Source organism: Emergencia sp. (genome assembly GCF_048465375.1).
Classification (GTDB): domain Bacteria; phylum Bacillota; class Clostridia; order Peptostreptococcales; family Anaerovoracaceae; genus Senimuribacter.
Window position 1 is genome coordinate 35,206 of record NZ_DBFWLQ010000018.1, and the last position, 20,176, is coordinate 55,381.

The window sequence follows — 20,176 nt, forward strand, 5'->3', positions numbered from 1 at the left end:
AATTCCTCCTAACTCATCTTTGACAAAATGTCTCTTGGGTTTAAACGGATTATAGTGTAAGATGCAATGGCGACACAACAGGCGATAATCAATATGCCAGCTCCATATACCAACAGCATTTGCCTTGCAGCAATCGTCACCGTTAGTGGCTCCACTCCTTCGCTCATACCGAGCACCAGGAATTTACAGACTTTATCAGCGATCAGAGTTGCAGCAAAATAGGAAGCTATAAATCCCAAAACTGCCACAATATAGTTTTCGACCAGAAGTTGCCCTACGATGTTTCCTTTGCTTTTTCCCACTGCCAGTAAAATACCCGCTTCTCGTTTACGACTTCTCGTCCATAGGCACAGCAGCAGCGACAGAATCAGCAAGCTGGCAGCCAAAATACCTTTGACCACGCCACCTATCATATTCTGCATGGATTCCAGAGGATTTGAAATCGATTCATATTCCTCATTGGAGATTTCCGCTTTTAATGTCTTGCCCTTTATCTCTGGCAACGCTTTGACCTCTTCGCATACCTTCTCAATTTCGGCAGGATCATCAACAAAGATATCGACTGCCGGATATCCGTCCAGCTCACGACCGAAGTGTTTACGCATAGTGTCCATGTCCACAAATCCTGCATTCTCAGGCACATCTGATGCCAGAAGCGCATCTCCTCCTGTGCCGCCAGCTCCTGAATAGATGCCGATCACTTTCAATTTCACTTCGGAGTTGCTATCCAAGTTAAAAAGGGTGATTTTGTCGCCAACAGAAAGATTATTTCGCTCTGCTACCTCTTTTGACAAAATGATGACGCCCTTATCATCTTTGCGTATATGCCGTCCTTTTTCCAATGTAAACTTCCCCTTCTGAAAAGCAGAGCACTTCTCTGAGTCTATGACCCCAGTGTTTGGAACGTTAGCATCCATATTGTATTGTCCGGGAATATAGTCAAAATCCACGCCCGACCCCCAAAATCCGCGCTCGTTTTCGGAGTTAATACCCGATACACCCTTTATTTTTTCCACAGCTTTCACGATTTCATCGGTTACATAGTCTCCCATATACGTACGTATAGTGCCCATATCATTTTTTTCTTCGTCTATGGGAGCATTCTCATCATCGATAGTGAGACGGATGATGCCGCCCACCTCCTTACGCAGGTTGCCCGCACTCTTGTCTGCCGCTTCTAATATGGACAGCCCCGTCAGTGCAAAGGTGGACAGACAAGTTATGACCAAGAATAAAATTAACGTCCGTATTCTTTGGCGTCTGCAGTACAGCACGCCCCTCTTTATGAAATTCATATCACTACCTCCTAACTCATTTTACTCAGTATTTCCTTCGGCTTCAGAGCAAAGATGCTGCTGCACGATGCGATTACCGTCAGACTCATAGCTGCCGCCTGATACAGGAAGACTCGCAGAACAGAACTTATGTCTATATTCAAATACCCCTTTGAAACTCCTGCAGGACTTCCCGTTTCAACAGCAGACTTATCTATATCAACCACAGGCAGCTTGCCAAAGACCAGGTCCTCGATTCCCTGCTGTGCAAAATAGACTATTGCAGCGGAGCATAAAAACGCCCCTAAAAATATGAAAAGGATCTCCAAAATAAATTGCCCTGCAATCCCTCTTTTTGATTTTCCAACAGCCAGCAATATGCCCGCTTCATGAACTCTTCCTCTCATTCGCATGGTCAGTATCAATATCAAAACCACCAGGCTGGCCGCACAGATACATAAGATCAAAATTCCAGTCAAATCTTGTATAGAAGACAAGGCCTTTGCTATCTTCCCATACTGAAAATCATTTTTTCTGATGGAATATTGACCCCAGTCAATGGACTTATTGGTGTTCACTTTTTTGATAATATCATCCAGTTTCAGTGGGTCAGAGACATAAAAATTCACCTCCCCTGTATATTGTCCTTTTTGCGCTTCCTTCAGTGACTCTAAAAAGCCGTGATCAGAAAAAATCTGATTGAGCCCAATTTCCGGTGTCGGCACTGCCCAATCTGCCTGTGGTATCGATTGCTTGTAGATTCCTACGATTTCTGCCTGTGCAAAGACAGTTTTTTTCGGTATAGAGTCTACAAATTGTCCATTTTCCCGGGTAATACCGGCATGCGTAAAGCGGACTTTATCGCCAACTTTCAGCCCATTAGCCTGAGCCAGTTTATCACTGATCAAAATTTTATTCTTATCCTCTTTTTTAATATGGCGGCCTTCTGTGAGCTCTAATTTCTTCTCCGCAAATTGATCTGCCAAAGTCGTATCGTTCATTGACGATACCTTCCCCATGTTGTTGTCTTCACTATGTCCCGTTCCCGGCAAAAAGTCTACGGCATCACTTCTAGCGTAACCATAGTTGATTGCGTTGTAAGCCTTGACCTCCTCATAACCTAGAATGTCTTTGATATTTTTCTCCGTCATAACGGGCTGGCCTTTTCCCTCTTTAGGGTGTTCAACGACCCCTTCCTTGATCTCCAGATTGGAAGTAGGCCGCAGATAAAAGGCGCCTCCTACTGATGTGCGGAGCACTTTTGCCACCGCATCAGCCGAACTGAGAACAGACCAGCCAGCTATCAGAAATGTAGACACGATGAAAAATAGAAAAAATAAGACCATGGTCTGACCTCTTTTCCGACCAATATAGAGGGCCGCTCGTCTATATACACCCATAAAAAAACCATCCTTTCATATTTGATTGACCTCAGTATACAAAAGAATGGTTTCATCTTAGCTTTTCCTTGATTTAGTTATGGTTTAGCCAGATCGTAAAGCATACACCGTCTGGGCAGTTTTTTATCTCGAACTTCATGTGATGCAAATCCAGAATGTTCTTCACAATATATAATCCCAGACCGCTTCCTCCCGTATGCTGATTGCGGGATTCTTCAACGCGGAATAGAGGCGTAAACACGTCTGTCAATTTTTCCTCTGGTATGTGGACGCCTGTGTTTTCAACGTTCAGCATGGATTCTGTCAAAGTCGCAGTTACATTTGCACCTTCAGGAGAATAGAGTACGCCATTTCCTACGATATTAGAAAAAGCTTTTTCCAGGAGTTTTTTATCCACTTCCAAAACCGGCTCTGCCTGAACTTCCAGATGGAGCGTTATCTTTTTCTTTGATGCCAAAGGTTGATAGCTGATAATGCAGTCTTGCATCATCTGCTTTACATTTGATGCCGTCCGTGTCAGTCTGAAGCCGTCAGATGTCAGCCTGGATATGGTCAAAATCTCCTTCACCAGATTCTCCATCCGTTCCACTGTATGAAGGGACAGTGGCAGATACTTATCCCTGTCCTTGTATTCACCGATCCTGTATATCATACTTTCCAGCTGTCCCTTCAAAATTGTAATAGGCGTTTTCAGTTCATGGGAGACTGCCGCAAAAAAAGCTCTTCGCTGCAGTTCCTGCTTCCTCTCTCGCTGGATATCCTCTTGGAGCTGATAGTTTGCCGTCTCCAGGTCGTTCATTGTGGTGTTCAGTTTCTGTACCATAGTATTGAGACTCAAAGCCAGAACCCCCAGCTCATCCGTTCTGCTGACATCACAATGCCAGGTAGTGTCAGCCTCAGACATTTTCTTTGAAATACGGCTGATCTCTAAAACCGGCTTGGCAAAGATAGCGCTGCATATATAGGCGCCTATTAACGAAATGATCAGGATTAGAAGTGTAATCCAAGGCAGCAGTCGCCAAAACACTTCTGTAATTTGGCTGACGACTTTCATTTGTTGTCCGATCATAATGGTGTACGTCTCATCACTGTCAGTGAACTTTACTGCAGAGCCGATGGTCTTGGACATACCCACCTGGTCTTCTTCTACTGCCTCTGTCAACGAAATATCGCCAAAGGTCTGCTTCCCCTCTTTGCTGATCAAGGTAACCGTCGCATTGTTCTTCAGGCAAAATTGATCGAGGATTGTCTCACCTTCTTTGTATGTGACTTTCTCTAATTCTTCTATGAGCTGATCCACACCTATCGTAAAGGTACGGTCACTCTGCGTCTTATAGCTCTGAGGCATGGCTACCATAACGATTCCGTAAATGGCCAGACTCGATATCATCAGTATCAAAGCGATGCTCAAAAACATTTTTAAAAAAATGCTGCCTTTAATTTTTTTTAGCAAATCTGTATCCCACCCCTCGCACGGCTTCAATATAATCCACACCTAATTTGCGGCGCAGATTCATGATGTGAATATTGACCGCCTTTTCATAACCAGTATAATCGTAACCCCACACCAAGTTGAGAAGCTCATCTCTCGTAAATACTCGCCCCTGGTTTCTCATAAACAAATGCAGCAGATCAAATTCCAATTTAGTCAGGGCAATTTCACAGCCTGACACGTACGTCTGCTGCCCAATCACATCCAGCTGTATATCCCTGTAACAGAACACCTGCTTTTCCTCTTCATCAGACACCTTCCCCTTTCGTCGAAGTAGTGCCTCCACTCGCTTCAATACCAGCTTGAGGGAAAAAGGCTTGGTAATATAGTCATCGGCCAGAACCTCAAAGCCCTTTACCTGATCGTCCTCCTCATCGAGCGCTGTAATCATCAATACCGGAACCTCCGATTCCTTTCGAATCATTTCGCATACTGCGTAGCCATCTATTTTGGGTAACATCAGGTCCAGCAGAATCAAATCATAGGTCTTCTGTCTAAATGCCGTGATCCCCTCCAGGCCGTCATCGGCTGTATCCACCTGATATCCTGCATCCAAAAGAAGCTCCTTCAGAATGGATTGTATTTCTGTCTCATCTTCAACAATTAAAATATATTCTTTCAACGAATTTTCACCCCTGTTCATCATAACATGAAATGATTTATTTTTAGTTTAGATCTCTCTATTTTTCGCTGCTGATGAAAATTTATGTCACCATTACAAAAGCGCCGCCCGAAGGCAGCGCTCAAAAAGTTGATTCTTATTCGTTTTTACCGCAGCAGTTCTTGTATTTCTTGCCGCTTCCGCATGGACAAGGGTCGTTTCTGCCCACTTTCGGATGGTCTCTTCTCACGGTTTGCTGTTTGGCTTCTCTGTCTGGAACCTGCGCTTCTTCCGGCAGTTCTCCGCCTCCCTGCATCGCTCTTACCATGTCGTCGTCAATGTACTCGGATTTCTTGGCTTCGCCCGCTTCCATGATTGCCTTTCTCTCTGTCTTGGTCTCGACAGTTACATTGTAGCAATACTTGACCGTATCTTCCTGGATTCCGCCGATCATCTGCTCAAACATGTCAAACCCTTCTTTTGAGTAAGCTGCAGCAGGATCCTGCTGGCCCAGTGCACGCAGGCCGATACCGGATTTCAGCTGATCCATGGCATCGATGTGATCCATCCACAGATTGTCAACAACACGAAGGAGAATCATGCGTTCCACTTCTCTCATCTGTTCTATCCCGATCTCCTGCTCTTTATCCGCATAGATCTGATCGAACTCATCAAAGACTGACTGTTTCAAAGATTCTTCTGTCATTGCATTGAGTTCATCTGTAGTGAACTCTGTCTTTCCCCTGAATTTATCGGAAATCTTCTGCAGATTCTTGTTCAGAGTTGCAAAATCCCATTCCTCTGGGAACTTAGATTCAACGACTACCGGCTCGACAATAGAGCCCAAAATGGTGTGAGCCATATTGATGATATAATCACGGAGATCTTCGCCAAAGAGAACCTTGCGGCGTTCATCGTAGATGATTTCTCTCTGCTTGTTCATGACATTGTCATACTGCAGGACATATTTTCTGATACCGAAGTTCTTACCCTCGACCTTCTTCTGTGCGCCTTCGATGGCCTTTGAGAGCATTCCTGCCTCGATGGCTTCGTCCTCTTCCAGGCCCATGCGGTCAACGATTTTCTGCATCCTTTCACCGCCGAAGAGTCTGATCAGTTCATCTTCCAAAGAGATGAAGAACTGTGTCTGACCGGGGTCACCCTGACGCCCGGAACGTCCACGGAGCTGATTATCAATACGTCTGGACTCATGACGTTCTGTTCCGATGATGCACAGACCGCCCAGCTCAACCACTTTCTGCTGCTCTTCTTTTCTCTCTTCTTTCAGTTTGTCATGTATCTCATTGAATTTTGCTCTCGCTTCATTGAGCTCTGGATCATTTGACTTTACGAAGCTGGATGCGAAGGAAATGGCTTCATCACTGTAGCCTAATTTCTGCATCTCTTTCTTGGCTTCAAACTCTGGGTTACCGCCCAGGATAATGTCAGTACCACGGCCAGCCATGTTGGTAGCGATGGTAACCATGCCCAGACGTCCTGCATCTGCAACGATCTCTGCTTCCTTGTCATGCTGTTTAGCGTTCAATACGTTGTGCTTTACGCCGCGTTTCTTCAGCATCTCGCTGATCAACTCGGATTTTTCGATGGAGATGGTACCGACCAAAACCGGCTGTCCCGTTTCATGTACTTCTGCAATTCTATTGGCGATGGCCTTGAATTTTCCTCTTTCGGTCTGATAAACAGAATCCTGAAGGTCTTCTCTGGCAATCGGCTTATTAGTAGGAATAACGACAACATCCATATTGTAGATATCTCTGAATTCGTCTTCCTCTGTCTTAGCGGTACCGGTCATACCAGCCAGCTTCTGATACATTCTGAAATAGTTCTGCAGCGTGATCGTAGCCAGGGTCTTTGACTCCGATCTTACCAAAACACGCTCTTTCGCTTCGATTGCCTGATGAAGTCCGTTGCTGTAACGTCTGCCAAACATGAGACGGCCTGTAAACTCATCGACAATGACGATTTCTCCGTCTTTGACGATATAGTCAACGTCTCTCTCCATCAGGTTTCTGGCTTTCAGTGCCTGCAAAACGTGGTGGTTAATTTCCATATTCTCTGGATCACCGTAGTTATCTACCTTAAAGAAGGCCTCCGCCTTTTCTACACCCTCATCCGTCAGCGAAACTTGCTGATCTTTTTCTTCGACTGTAAAGTCGGCTTCTTTTGTCAAGGTAGTTACAAATCTGTCAGCGGTCTTATACAAATCTGTGGACTTGGACCCGCGTCCGGAAATGATCAAAGGCGTTCTCGCTTCATCAATCAAAATGGAGTCGACTTCGTCGATGATGGCATAGTTCAGTTCTCTCTGCATCAGTTCTTCCTGATAAGTAACCATGTTATCTCTCAGATAGTCAAAACCGAATTCATTATTTGTTCCATATGTGATATCCGCATTATATGCAGCTTTTCTATCCTCGTTGTCGACACCGTGAATCACGCAGCCTACAGTCAGACCGAGGAAGGAGTATAATTTCCCCATCCATTCCGCGTCACGCTTTGCCAGGTAGTCGTTGACCGTGATGACGTGGACGCCCTTGCCTTCCAGTGCATTGAGATATGCGGCCAGGGTGGCGACCAAAGTCTTACCTTCACCGGTCTTCATCTCGGAAATCCTGCCCTGGTGCAGTACCACACCGCCGATGAGCTGCACTCTGAAGTGCTTCATGCCCAGGCTTCGCCATGCGCCTTCTCTACAGACCGCAAAAGCCTCTGGCAGAATATCATCCAAAGTCTCTCCGTTTTTCAGTCTTTCCCTGAACTCCGGCGTCTTCGCCTGCAGTTCCTCATCGCTGAGTCCCTGCATCTGCTCGTCCAGTGCCTCCACCTGATCTACAATTTTTCCTATTTTCTTTACTTCTTTTTCATTCAGATCACCGAAGATCTTTTCCATTAGCCCCATAGCACTAATTCCCCTTTCTATTTTGTTCCTCTTCTGGTTTTTGGGTCACCGTCAGATTGATTTCTATCGCTTTTCTTTCATCGGCGCTGATCACTCTGCCGTTAAATATCTTATTTCCCGCTTCATACTCAAAGGTATCACCGGCCTTCGGCAGTTTGTCCAGCTGCAGTACGACCCAGCCGTTGACGGTGGTCGCATCCAGTTCAACCTCTTCGTCAAAGTAGTCGAACATCTTCTCTACATTGGTGCTGCACAGGACTCTGTAACTTCCGTCCTGCAGCTGCGTGATTTCCTGAGATTCCACTTCGTCATGTTCATCATAAATGTCACCCACTAGTTCTTCTATGATGTCCTCCATGGTGACCAGTCCTGCCGTGCCGCCGTATTCATCTACGATAATGGCGATGTGGCACTTGTTGACCTGCAGCTTTTTCAGCAGGTCTGCCGCTTTCATAGATCCGGCCACATAGATGACTGGTTTTACATAATCGGAGATGGTCTTCTTCGAGCCGGAAATGTAGTTGTGGAAATCCTTTTGATTCAAGACACCCAGAATCTTATCCAGGTCGCCTTCGTATACTGGCAGTCTGGAAAAACCCGTTTCCATAAACATCTTTGCAACGTCTTTTTTTGTGGAATCGATTTCGATGGCTTTGACATCTACTCTCGGCGTCAGCACATCCCATGCTTCTAATTCATTGAATTCAATGGCGTTTTGAATCAGTTCGCTCTGTCCGGCTTCAATGCTGCCCTCCGTCTCTGCTTCTTCCACGATGGTCAGCAATTCGTCCTCCGTAATAGCTCTGCTGTCCGCAACTTTAAAAAGCTTAGACAGCAGCTTTTTCCATTGGCTGAACAGATAGTTGACTGGCGTCAGCAGCACCATCAGGCCTTTGATCATCGGTGCGGAGAACATCGCAAAAGCCTCTGAATTTTCCTTAGCTAAACTTTTTGGTGAGATTTCGCCGAAAATTAAAACTACAATTGTCACTACGATGGTAGAAATCGACGCGCCGTATTTCGGATAAAGTGTGAGAAACAGGGCTGTAGCCACCGCAGTCATGCCTATATTAACTAGATTGTTTCCGATAAGAATCGTAGAAAGTAAATTGTCGTATTTTTCTTCTAATTCCAAAACTCTTTTTGCCCTCTTATCGCCGTCATTGGCCAGGTTCTTCATTCGAATCCTGTTAATTGACGTAAAGGCTGTCTCTGTGGCCGAAAAGTAGGCCGATAAGATTAAAAATACAACGATAATCCCTATTGAATACCCTATATGACTGTCCATATATTTTTTGTTATCCTCCTAATTTTTTCAAGGTACTTGTAACAAGTTATTTTAGCATATTTCTTTTGAAAAATAAAGGTTTTCACAGAAACTCCAACTTTTTTCCTATTATAAAATCTGTGCATTCTTGTTTTTTTGTCTAAAATGGTCCATAATGAAAGAAATAACACATCTTAAAAAGCTAAAGGAGGGGTTCCTCATGTCAACGAGAACAGATTTACTGAAATTACTCAGTGAAAATACAGGACTTTACCTATCCGGTCAAAAAATTGGTCAAGAATTGAATGTTTCGAGAAATGCAATCTGGAAAGCCATGCAGCAGCTGCGTGACGAAGGCTATCAAATAGAAAGCAAACCCAGCACCGGTTATCGCCTCAAGTCTAAGACCAACATGCTGACCGTCGATGCCGTCGCCGGCGATCTGCGTTTCCCATGTGATTTGCAGATCTTCGACACGGTAGACTCCACAAATAATGTGGCCAAGGAACTTCTTCTCAAAGATAAGCCGATGATGGTCATCGCCAACAAACAGACTGGCGGACGAGGGCGCCTTGGCAGGTCCTTTGCCTCCCCAGCCGGCACCGGCCTCTACCTCACCATCGCCCTGCAGCCAGAATTTGATCTGGACAAAGCACTCTATGTCACCATGGCGGCCGCGGTTGCCGTATGCCGCGCCATCGAAACGGTTGCTGGCATAAAGACAAAGATAAAATGGGTCAATGATCTTTTTTATAACAATAAAAAAATCTGCGGCATCCTGACAGAAGCGCAGACCAATTTCGAAAACGGCAAAATCGACAGTCTCATTATCGGAATCGGTGTCAACTGCTTTCCCGGCAGTTTTCCTGAAGAACTGGCAGACATTGCTGGCTGTCTCTCTCAAAAAAAGAATGCCTTTTCAAGAGGCCGGCTGGCTGCCGAAATTTTCAACGAGACGATGATAATTCTCAAGGACCTGCAAAGCAAGGCATTTCTCCGCGAGTACCGCACGAAATGCTTTGTTCTTGGGAAAAATATTCTGGTGCACCCTAATTTAAGTGACAATGCCATTAAAGCTCGCGCCATCGATATCGACGAAAACGGCGGACTCGTCGTTGAATATCTGGAGGGACGTAAAGCCCGCCAGATGGAAACTCTGACTACCGGGGAAGTATCCATTAAGCTGGATAATTAGAGCATAGAGCTGTGCACAAAATTGTCAGAACAAAAACGACCAGCCGGTGTCAATAAACCTGCTGGTCGTTTTGTAGTCATAAGTATTCACAGAGTCCGTGAATTACCTTGCCGCGAATCCCCTTCACAGTGCCTGCATGGTAAAGTGAACTGATTACAGCTTCCTCCACTGCTTCCGCTGTCGCTTCAAAGACCTTGTCCATGGCGTTGTCATGGAACATCTTTGTCTCTAAGATATCCCTTTCGCTGTAATGGGGTACGATATTTCCACTAGAGAAGGCGATGGCGATATCTCCGCTGCCATTGCCCAGAAAGGAACCTACCCGTGCAAGACCCACGACTGCGCGTTTCGCAACACGTTTCAGCTGTCGGTCGTTGAGAGGGATTTCCGTTCCGATTATCACAATGACAGATCCTTTTTCTGTTTTTTTCTCCGGTTCCGTCTCTATCAGCTTTCCATCAATACGAAGATTTCCCCCTACACCGAAATTGGTCAGCAAAAGTGCACCTATCGTGTAGTCTTTGTCATTACAGGATATCACCCTGGACGCAGAACCGATTCCCCCCTTGAGGCCCATGCAGCACATGCCAGCGCCTGCGCCCACATCGCCTTCTTCAAAGTCCTCTTCAGCTGCAGCAAGCGCCTGTAAAATATGCTGCTCTTTTACATGGAACCCTCTGATGTCACTGAGTTCGCCATCGTTGCATTCCGTCACAACACAATTAACAGTACCCGTAGATACCCCGATATCTTGATTTTGATCGAGCATATACTTTGACAGAGCGTTTAGCGCAGTGCCGACACTCAGAGTATTTGTCATTAAGAGCGGGGTTTCAACAGTTCCTAACTCGTCAATCTGCAGCAGTCCTGCGCTTTTTCCAAAGCCGTTGATAACACAAGTCCCTGCCATTACTTTCTCTCGAAACAAATTTCCTTCGTGAGGCAGGATTGCCGTAACTCCGGTATGTATATTATTATCTTCGTCTTTTAAAGTGACATGCCCGACCTTTACGCCAGATACATCCGTAATTAAATTCCTTCTTCCTTTTGGGAATTTGGCTCGCAAATTGATTTTACAGCCTTCAGGCAATCCCATATTTCAACCTCCTCTATTGATTCTGCATTTCATGCCATACTCTTTTGACTTATCTCACCGTCTATATCATATTGCAGATATGATGCCACAGCGGAAGCGGCAAAACTGCCGGTTTCACGCAATGGGACTAATAAGTGATATCGTTCATCGGTGCAGTCCCGTCTTTTAGTACGTTAAAGCCTTTCAGATCTTTATTATATGCGGTGAAGCTCAGTTCTGCATATATCGGAATCATATTGACGTTTTCAAAGAGATGCTTCTGGATTTCTCCAATCTTTTTCGTTCTCTCATCAGTATCGACCGTAGATGCTATATCTTCTACCATTGCTTTATATTCGTCCGTATTACCCGGCGCATTTTGGTCGTAGTAGCAGCCGTTGAGCACCAGAATCGGTTCCGCCCAGGACAGCCATTCTATGCCGGCGTCATATTTGTCGGAATTGATTTTCTCGTAGACGTAATTCCAGTCGATGGCTTCAATTTTCATATCGAACCCGACCTTCTTTAACTGTCCTGCCATAGCCTCAGGAATTGTCGTAGCGTCTGTCCATGCGTACCAGGTAAAGGATAGTTTCTTTCCATCTTTCTCACGAATGCCGTCGCCATCGCTGTCCTTCCAGCCTGCCTTATCCAAGAGCTTCTTTGCCTGTTCAGGATCATTAGCCAAATTCTTCTCGAACCATTCCTTTGCATCGGCAGAAAAGTTTTGTACAGTGTCATAAATCATGGAATATGCTGGGGCAATCACGCCGTCCATCACTTCTGCAAGGCTATCTCTGTCAATGGAGAGCGCCAGAGCTTTTCGCACATTGATATCCGAAAAAACTGGTGAATCGGTATTCATCTCAAAATAGTCAATATTCGGATAAGTGGTGTCCACCAGAACAACAGAATCATCGTCCTCCAGATCTATCTTCTGGTCACCGTTTTCCAAAGACATGATGATGTCCACAGCACCGCTCTTCAGCTCTTCTGTCTGCGTAAATGGTTCTACGTTAAAACGGACAGAAATAGTCTCAAAGTGTCCTGGTCCTTGATTCTCCACCAGTGGATTTTGGCACTTATAACCATCATTTCTCACCAGCTTGACTTCGGAGCCAGATACATAGCCGTCTTCCGCCAAAGCGTACATCCCGTATGGATGGCATCCCCACATCAGCTTTTTATCGTTCATGGAGTCCAGTTCATCTTTGTCTATGACGGCGACAAAACCGGCGCATAGATAATATTGCATATCCGAGCGGAATTGGCTCAGATGCAGTGTCACCTGTCTGCCCTCGACATCCATGGATTTGATATTGCTGTAGCCGTCTGCATAAGGACTGACCTTCAGTCCATGTTCAATTGAAGCAACTACATCTTCCGGTTCTACTTGTTCACCAGTGGAATACTTCATTCCTTCTGGCACGTTGAAGGTAACGGTCTTTCCATCTTTACTCACTTTCCAGTCCGTACACACATTATCCTCTACCGTATTCGTTTCAGGATTCCACTGGAATAGAGAACTGGCATTCAAGGCCTGTGCCCCCGCCGTACTGTCAAGCTGAAAGACATCCAGCCCATACCATTCGCCATCAATGACAGATAGCTCTGTCTTCTCAGACTTGTCACTGCCGCCTCCGCCGCAGGCAGCCATGCTGAGCACAAAAACGGTGATCAGACTCAGGATCAATAATTTCTTTTTCATTTGGTTCCTCCTTGCTTCATTCTTACAAATTTAACGGGTGAAAGCATGCGACCTGATGTCCTTCGTTCATCGTAGTATCGTCAGGCGTCCTTTTCCCACACACTTCTGTAGCATATTTACATCTATCACAGAATCTACAGCCCTCACCGATGTTGATCAGGCTGCCGGGATCGCCCCTCATAACCTCCTTTTTACGACTGCGCTGCCTCGGGTCCAAAATAGGCGACGCATCCAGCAGTCCCTTCGTATAAGGGTGTCTCGCGTGACTGACGATTTCCTGCGCAGGCCCAAATTCCACCAGCTTGCCTAGATACATGACAGCAATTTTGTCACTGATATATTTGATTACATTCAGGTCATGAGTGATGACCAGGTATGTCAGCTGCAATTGCTCCTGCAGGTCCAAAAGCAAATTGAGAATCTGCGCCTGTACAGATACGTCCAAAGCGCTGGTAGGTTCATCAAGAATCATCACTCTGGGGTTTAGCGCCAGGGCTCTTGCGATGGCAATTCTCTGAAGTTGTCCGCCCGATAACTGATGAGGGTAACTGTCCAAATACCGTTGATCCATTTTTACCATATCCAAAACATCCCTTGCCTTTTTTTTGGCGGTTTCTTTGGGAACACCGTGGATTACCATAGGGCGCATGATAGAGCTTTCTACTGTCTGTCTGGGATTGAGATTTGAAGCCGGATCTTGAAATACCACAGCGATTTCGCTGCGAAGTTTCTTCATATCGTCTCTGGTCGCGGTTGCCAGATTGATGCCGTCAATGAGGATATTCCCGTCTGTCATTTTGGACAGATTGAGAATGACGCGGGCCAGGGTCGTTTTACCACTGCCTGATTCACCAACTAACCCGACAATTTCACCCTCATGAATGTCCAGAGTAATGTCATCTACCGCCTTTACATAGGTAACTGTCTTTTTTACAATCCCCTTCTCGATCGCAAAGTATTTCTTCAATCCGTCTAATTTAATCATCACTTTTTGTTCCATACTACTTCTCTTCCTTTCCCGTGAGATGACAGCGGCAGAAGTGATTTTCACTTACATGGACTACTGGCGGATTCCCACAATAGCACTTCGCTATCGCATAGGGGCACCGGTTGGCAAACCGGCAGCCAGGCTTTTTCTCTGTGATGCGCGGGACTGAGCCTTCTATGGTCTTCAGCCGCCCCTCAGCCTTGGTTTTCCTAGGCAGCGCCTCCATCAAAAGACGAGTATAGGGATGGGTCGGCGCGGCAAAGATTTCAAAAACATCTCCGCTCTCCACCATCTCCCCCGCATACATAATGCCGATGCGGTCTGCGATTTCGGCAACCAGGCCAAAATTATGTGTAATCAGCATAATTGCCGTATTGAACTTCTCCTTTAATTCTTTCATAATATCAAGAATTTGTGCTTCTATCGTTACATCAAGAGCTGTCGTCGGCTCATCAGCGATCAGAAGTTCCGGATTTCGGGACAGCATCATGGCAATCATGACCCTCTGTCTCATTCCGCCTGACAGCTCATGAGGAAAGCTGTTTACCCGTTCCTCTGCATCCGGCATTTTTACGTCTTTGAACAGATTAATCACTCGCTTCCAAGCTTCCTGCTTATCCACTTTGTCTAATAAAATCGCTTCTTCTACCTGCCCGCCCACAGTATAGACTGGATTCAAAGAATCCAGGGGGTTTTGAAAGATCATACCGATTTCCCTGCCCCTAATGCGCTCCATCTCCTTTGGTCCGTATTGCCGTAAATCCTGTCCCTTAAAAATAATTTTCCCATTAATTTCCTCATTCCCGCCGGGCAGCAGATTCATGACACTATGGGCTACTGTAGATTTTCCGCAGCCGGATTCCCCGACAATGGCAAAAACCTCTCCTTTGTTGACAACACAGCTGACATCATGTACTGCAGAAAGATAGCCGCCCTTCACCTTATAATCGATCGATAGATGCTCCAGTCTCAAAAGCTCTTCGTTCATAACCGCTCTCCTTTCTACTGTGATTTCATATGTGGGTCCAGAAGGTCTCGGAGGCCCTCTCCAATCAGATTAAAGCCAAAAGTCGTATACACCAGCGCGATACCTGGAAACAGGCTGAGCCAAGGCGCTCTGCTGATATACTTAATGCCCGTGGATATCGCCAGCCCCCAATCTGGTGAAGGTGGTTGTGATCCTAATCCCAGAAAAGAGAGTGTGGTCGTAGACATGATTGTTCCCGGCAGGTTCAAAGATACCATGACAATCAGGGATGGTATGATGTTGGGCAGTATATATCTCACCATCAGTGCAGTATTCGTCTCACCAAAGGCTTTCCCCGTCTCTACAAAGGCCATGTTGCGAAGAGACAGCGTCTTCGCCCTTACGGTACGCGCATAACTTGCCCATGCTACAAGAGATATCGCAATAATGGTATTAGTCAGTCCCTTTCCAATCATCGTAACTACTGCCAGGGCTAAGATCGTACCGGGAATGCACCAAGTCAGATCTGTCAAAAAAGAGAGACCGCGGTCCACCCATTTTCCGAAAAATCCACAGGCGAGGCCCACGGCTACGCCGATTAAAAGCTGTATGATGGCTCCCAGAAAGGCAACCCACAGGGCAATACGTGAGCCGTATATCACTCTGGAAAACATATCTCTCCCTAAGTCATCAGTGCCAAACCAAAAGTCTGCATCAGGAGCCTGAAAGCGACCGCCTACGTTTTGCTCCGTATACTCGTAGGGTGCGATGATGTCCGCAAATGCGGCTAGAAGGATGACACTGAGGAGAATGATAAATCCAATCATAAAGTTTTTATTCTTCCAGCATTCATAAAGGGTTTCTTTCCATTTCTTATTCACCTTAGTTGTCACCTCCGCTCAAGGATAGTCGAATTCTCGGATCTAACATGCCCATGACGATATCGCTGAGTAGATTGCAGACCACCGTCAGTATCGCGATGAGAAAGAGCACTGCCTGCACCACTGGTATATCCTGCACGATAATCGAATTCAAAAGAAGGTTCCCCATTCCCGGCAGTCCAAATATCTTTTCGATTACTACGGCGCCGGAAATCAGCCATGGAATGGACATAAATACCAAGGTAGTAACTAAAATCAAAGCGTTACGCAGCACATGCTTGATCATTACCGTTTTCTTTGGCAGACCTTTTGCGTAGGCCGTCGTCACATATTTTTCATTGAACACTTCCAATACCTCTGTCTTCGTAATACGTAGCGTTCCTCCCATACCTGCCAGTACCGTAGTCGCTACTGGCAGAATATAGTTTTCGGGACTGGAATAACCGCTGATTGGTAAAATGTTCAGCTGTACGGCAAAGAAGAGGATAAATAATGCCCCTAACCAAAAGGATGGTACCGCGGTCAGCAGCAGTGAAAAATTAACCGTAAATCGGTCAAACAAACCGTCTTTTTTCATGGCACAGAGCAGCCCCAGGGGCAATGCGATAACCAGCTCTAAAATCAACGACCATACACATAAAGTCAGGCTGTAGGGGATTCGCTCTCCCATCAGATCCCAAACATCGCTCTTATACCTGGTAGACGTGCCGAAGTCACCGTGAATGACATCGCTGACCCAGTTCTTATATTGAGTCAGAAATGGCTGATCATAGCCCATCTCGTGTGTGATTTCCTCTTTTCTCTCCTCTGAGACCTTACGGTCCACTACCATATCGATGGGATCTCCCGGCATCATATACATCAGGCTGAATACCAAAAATGATACGCAGACGACAAGAAGCAGACCCTGCACAATTCGTTTAATAATATAATCTCTGATAATTACATCTCCCTTCTTTCAAGTAGTTATCCAACCCGCTGGTAAACTCTGTTATAACATCGTACAGCCCAAGCTTTTCCATCTCTGATAAAGAATTGAAAGGTACTAACCCTCCGCTGCAAATCCTCTTCAGCTACAGCTGCAAAAACAGTGCCGTTACAGTATTGAAGGACCGTCCTTATGCCGTTGTAATCCGCTTTCAGGATTCCCTTTTCTTCTCTCACAATGACATGGGCAGAAAGTCCTTCCTCTGCCAGGTAATCACCGTACAACGCGGCGGACATTGAGAAGTTCTTCCCACTGGGCACAGCCCAGTCGTGGCGCTCCTCCAGAGGCCGCCCCAGAATAAAGTTGTAGCAGGCCCACTGAAATGGTTCTACATCTACTTCTCCTTCATTGCAGAGTACAGTTGCTGCGTAGCCGTCTTCTAAAAATCCGCCAATAGATGACACGCCGTGCAGACCGCCCGTATGCTGGCATACGCACTTATCCGCGAGCAGGCCTTTGGTCAGGCCCAGACAATAATAGGGTTGCCTTCTGAGAGGAAAAGCCCTTCCAATCAAAAGCTCGACTGCTTCTTCTGGAACGATCTGCTGTCCTTCCCACATCCCTCTGTCTGACAACATCTTATAGTATCTCGTCATATCACTAGCGCTGGATTTGACGCAAGCACAACCGCGATATGGAGGCAGAATTGACCAATGATCATCCTGAATCAACTGTCCGTTCTCATCTCTCTCAAAAAGACTCGTTATATTACCGCCGGCAATGTCCTTAGCTCGGTCAGCGTCCGCGTCCAGCACCGATCGTTCCATGGCGAGAGGACGAAAGATACGCCTATCTAAAAATTCTTCCAGAGGGATCCCTGCAGCCTGATCCACCACATAGGACAGCAGGGCATAACCTTCATTAGAGTAGCTCATATATTCTCCTGGTGCACCGATCAATTGGTAATTACCTTTCGAGAGGTACTGTACAATATGCTCAATTTTGTTCATCTCGTTGGGAGCAGTCTCCAGCATATGGCGGTACCACAAACTATCATCCTGTATGCTGTTCATTGCGATGGACCATTCCAGAGGCGGCAGCGGCGGCAGTCCCGTCTGGTGCATAGCGATCATTCGCAAGGTCACACATTCGTCCGGCGTACCTGGAAGGTGCAATGAGGGAAAATACTTCGTAATCGGATCATCCAGGTTCAATTTGCCTTCGCTCTGCAAAATGCAACAGGACAGAGCAGTCATAGATTTGCTCATGGAGGCGATGCCGAATACGGTATCCTGATCCACCAGATGCCTGCTTTTCATATCCCTGTATCCAAATCCTTTATCAAAGAGAATCCCTTCTGGGCCACGAATAGAAACAGCCATGCCCGGATATCCCTTTTGCTCAAACAACTTTTCTATGTAATCTTGAAAATGTCCGCAGTCTCTTATCATATAGTTTCTCCTTTAGATCATTTTTCAAATAGTCCGAATATTCATATATAAACATCGCAAGCTTTATGCCAACTGCGAAATGTTCGAATTCTAACATCAGTAGGAGCAAAACTGATAAAACATTATGAGGAATATACAATAAATCCTATTCTGACCTATTAATTGCATAAAAAGACGGCTATTCTATGAAAATAGCCGTCTTTTATTATTTCACAAATTCAGGTTTCAGCTTCTTCCCACTGAACACAATCACCTTTGCCGCCAAAATCCGCATAGGATCGACGTAGAAGTCATCTAGCCCAGATTCCTCTTTTATGACGGATAGTTCTGTACATCCCAAAATGGCTTTATCACATCCAGCCGCCTTGATAGATGCCTCAACCTGTTTCCATGCCGATGAGTCCCATGACTTGCCTTTTTTAATTCTGTCATAAATCTCGTACATGACAATCGCCTGTACCTCTTTTTCTGGCGCATAAGGAGTCAATCCCGCATCTCTCATGTATTTCTGGTAAAGCCCTGTTTGCACTGTACCATCAGTAGCCAGTATTGCAGCTCTGCCTGATGGACATGTCCGCGCAATTGTTTCCACAGTCTCTTTAATCATATGGATAAGAGGAACGTGAATCTCCTTCGCAATCATGTCTCCAAAGAAGTGCGCTGTATTGCACGTGATGCCGATAGCCTGGCAGCCACAGTCTTCTAAGGCCTTTGCATCATTGAGCATTTTATCGTGAATCGTCTCATAGTCGCCGCTTCGGATTGCACTTGTTCGATCAGGCATGGAAGGATCACTATAAATGATCATGTTAACATGGTCCTGGTCGCAATCCGCCTCAGTCATTTCTGTAACCATCTTATAGAAAAGCTGGGAAGCCATGGGTCCCATACCGCCGAGCACTCCAATTTTTTTATCCATTCCTCTGACGCCTCCCAGCTATCGTTCAACAGAAAAAGTAATAGACGGATTCCCCGTATCCATCCTGCACTCCGCCCCCAGAGGCAGGGTGATCATAGGGAAATCGTGACCTGACTGTACATTATACATGACAGGGATCTTTAAGCCTTTTGTAGCTTCCAGTACAACGTCGACAATCGTATAATCCTCCTCATCTTTAGCGCATCGTGTAAACTGCCCCAGCAAAATACCCGACACTTCCTTCAGCTTGCCTGCATTGCGCAGCTGATAAATGTGTCTGTCCAGGTTGCCGATGTGTTCCCCGATTTCTTCAATAAACAAAATCGCGCCTTTGGTATCCATTTCACAAGGTGTGCCGAGAGAAGCGCACATCACGGTCAGATTTCCGCCTGTTAAAGGCCCCTGCGCCTTGCCTTGCCTGGCCACACCTAACGCAAATCCCTTCGGCGCTGGGTACACATACTCCTTTTCTGCCTTTAATGCCCCAAAGAATGCATCTTTGCTCGCCTCATCAAATCGATCTACCATGTTCGACGATACCATTGGACCGTGGAAAGTTACTAAATCACATTCTCGATTGAACATAAGATGCAGGCTCGTCACATCACTATAACCGACAAAAATCTTCTTGTTTTTTCTTACTGTCTCCACATCTATGTAATCCAAAATGCGATTGCCTCCGTCACCTCCGCGGATACAGAAGATGGCATCCACTTCCTCATCAGCGAACATCTTGTTAATCCAACTGGCTCTCGTCTCTTCCTCGCCAGCCATATATCCGCCTTTTGATGCCGCCAGATTATCGGCCATTTTGACCTTAAAACCCATGTCCTCAAGAGCCACTCTGCATTGCACTACTCTTTCTGAAGAGACCGGGGAACTGGGCGCAACTAGTCCGACGACCGCTCCCGCTCTCAATCTTTCGGGATATTTCATCACTATCACCTCGTTTTAATCAGTGCTGCATAATATTGATGATAACTGTATCGCAAATATTATGCCATAATCGAAATAAGCGTGAGTGCATTGGCATTTGGGGATTTTAGGCGATTAAATGAAGAAAACCACCTGGTGAGAAAAGTAAACAAATTTATTTCATCTTGTTTTATC

Annotated in this window: 16 protein-coding genes; 1 reads left to right on the forward strand and 15 read right to left on the reverse strand. The window is 45.8% G+C overall.

The features are described from left to right. Window positions 1-8: 8 nt before the first annotated feature. The 6 genes from ACMQ5W_RS12190 to ACMQ5W_RS12215 form a co-directional block, all read right to left on the reverse strand. The gene (locus tag ACMQ5W_RS12190; RefSeq protein ID WP_419025401.1) at window positions 9-1,295 is read right to left on the reverse strand and encodes an ABC transporter permease; all 1,287 of its coding nucleotides are present in this window, start codon (window positions 1,293-1,295) and stop codon (window positions 9-11) included. Between the two features lie 11 nt (window positions 1,296-1,306). Further along, the gene (locus ACMQ5W_RS12195) at window positions 1,307-2,674 is read right to left on the reverse strand and encodes an ABC transporter permease (protein WP_419025402.1); all 1,368 of its coding nucleotides are present in this window, start codon (window positions 2,672-2,674) and stop codon (window positions 1,307-1,309) included. Between the two features lie 73 nt (window positions 2,675-2,747). Beyond that, entirely contained in the window at window positions 2,748-4,127 is a 1,380-nt protein-coding gene (locus tag ACMQ5W_RS12200; protein WP_419025403.1) for an ATP-binding protein, read from the reverse strand. Continuing rightward, complete coding sequence (locus ACMQ5W_RS12205; RefSeq protein WP_419025404.1) at window positions 4,111-4,788, reverse strand: response regulator transcription factor; 678 nt, start codon at window positions 4,786-4,788, stop codon at window positions 4,111-4,113. The genes ACMQ5W_RS12200 and ACMQ5W_RS12205 overlap by 17 nt, the downstream gene beginning before the upstream one ends. A 136-nt stretch (window positions 4,789-4,924) precedes the next feature. Next, entirely contained in the window at window positions 4,925-7,687 is a 2,763-nt protein-coding gene (gene secA / locus ACMQ5W_RS12210; RefSeq protein ID WP_419025405.1) for a preprotein translocase subunit SecA, read from the reverse strand. Window positions 7,688-7,691: 4 nt separating this feature from the next. Beyond that, window positions 7,692-8,975 carry an HlyC/CorC family transporter gene (locus tag ACMQ5W_RS12215; RefSeq protein WP_148493934.1) on the reverse strand — a complete coding sequence of 428 codons (1,284 nt, stop codon included), beginning with the start codon at window positions 8,973-8,975 and terminating at the stop codon, window positions 7,692-7,694. A gap of 199 nt (window positions 8,976-9,174) precedes the next feature. On the opposite strand from ACMQ5W_RS12215, the gene ACMQ5W_RS12220 reads away from it, so the two are divergent. After that, window positions 9,175-10,149, forward strand: coding sequence for a biotin--[acetyl-CoA-carboxylase] ligase (locus ACMQ5W_RS12220; protein ID WP_419025406.1), 975 nt, complete (start codon window positions 9,175-9,177; stop codon window positions 10,147-10,149). A gap of 76 nt (window positions 10,150-10,225) precedes the next feature. Here ACMQ5W_RS12220 and ACMQ5W_RS12225 read toward each other — a convergent pair whose 3' ends face one another. The 9 genes from ACMQ5W_RS12225 to ACMQ5W_RS12265 form a co-directional block, all read right to left on the reverse strand. Next, a complete protein-coding gene (locus ACMQ5W_RS12225; RefSeq protein ID WP_419025407.1) occupies window positions 10,226-11,245 on the reverse strand; it encodes a P1 family peptidase in 1,020 nt (339 codons plus the stop codon). 127 nt (window positions 11,246-11,372) lie between these two features. Continuing rightward, entirely contained in the window at window positions 11,373-12,932 is a 1,560-nt protein-coding gene (locus ACMQ5W_RS12230) for an ABC transporter substrate-binding protein (protein ID WP_419025408.1), read from the reverse strand. A 22-nt stretch (window positions 12,933-12,954) separates the two neighbouring features. Continuing rightward, window positions 12,955-13,932 carry an ABC transporter ATP-binding protein gene (locus ACMQ5W_RS12235; protein WP_419025409.1) on the reverse strand — a complete coding sequence of 326 codons (978 nt, stop codon included), beginning with the start codon at window positions 13,930-13,932 and terminating at the stop codon, window positions 12,955-12,957. Window position 13,933: 1 nt separating this feature from the next. After that, the gene (locus tag ACMQ5W_RS12240; protein WP_419025410.1) at window positions 13,934-14,908 is read right to left on the reverse strand and encodes an ABC transporter ATP-binding protein; all 975 of its coding nucleotides are present in this window, start codon (window positions 14,906-14,908) and stop codon (window positions 13,934-13,936) included. Window positions 14,909-14,922: 14 nt separating this feature from the next. After that, complete coding sequence (locus ACMQ5W_RS12245) at window positions 14,923-15,768, reverse strand: ABC transporter permease (protein WP_419025411.1); 846 nt, start codon at window positions 15,766-15,768, stop codon at window positions 14,923-14,925. Window position 15,769: 1 nt separating this feature from the next. Continuing rightward, complete coding sequence (locus tag ACMQ5W_RS12250) at window positions 15,770-16,711, reverse strand: ABC transporter permease (RefSeq protein WP_419025480.1); 942 nt, start codon at window positions 16,709-16,711, stop codon at window positions 15,770-15,772. 23 nt (window positions 16,712-16,734) lie between these two features. Then, the gene (locus ACMQ5W_RS12255; RefSeq protein ID WP_419025412.1) at window positions 16,735-18,147 is read right to left on the reverse strand and encodes a serine hydrolase domain-containing protein; all 1,413 of its coding nucleotides are present in this window, start codon (window positions 18,145-18,147) and stop codon (window positions 16,735-16,737) included. Between the two features lie 205 nt (window positions 18,148-18,352). Beyond that, a complete protein-coding gene (locus ACMQ5W_RS12260) occupies window positions 18,353-19,066 on the reverse strand; it encodes an aspartate/glutamate racemase family protein (RefSeq protein WP_419025413.1) in 714 nt (237 codons plus the stop codon). An 18-nt stretch (window positions 19,067-19,084) separates the two neighbouring features. Next, complete coding sequence (locus ACMQ5W_RS12265; protein WP_419025414.1) at window positions 19,085-20,002, reverse strand: S66 peptidase family protein; 918 nt, start codon at window positions 20,000-20,002, stop codon at window positions 19,085-19,087. Between the last annotated feature and the right edge of the window lie 174 nt (window positions 20,003-20,176).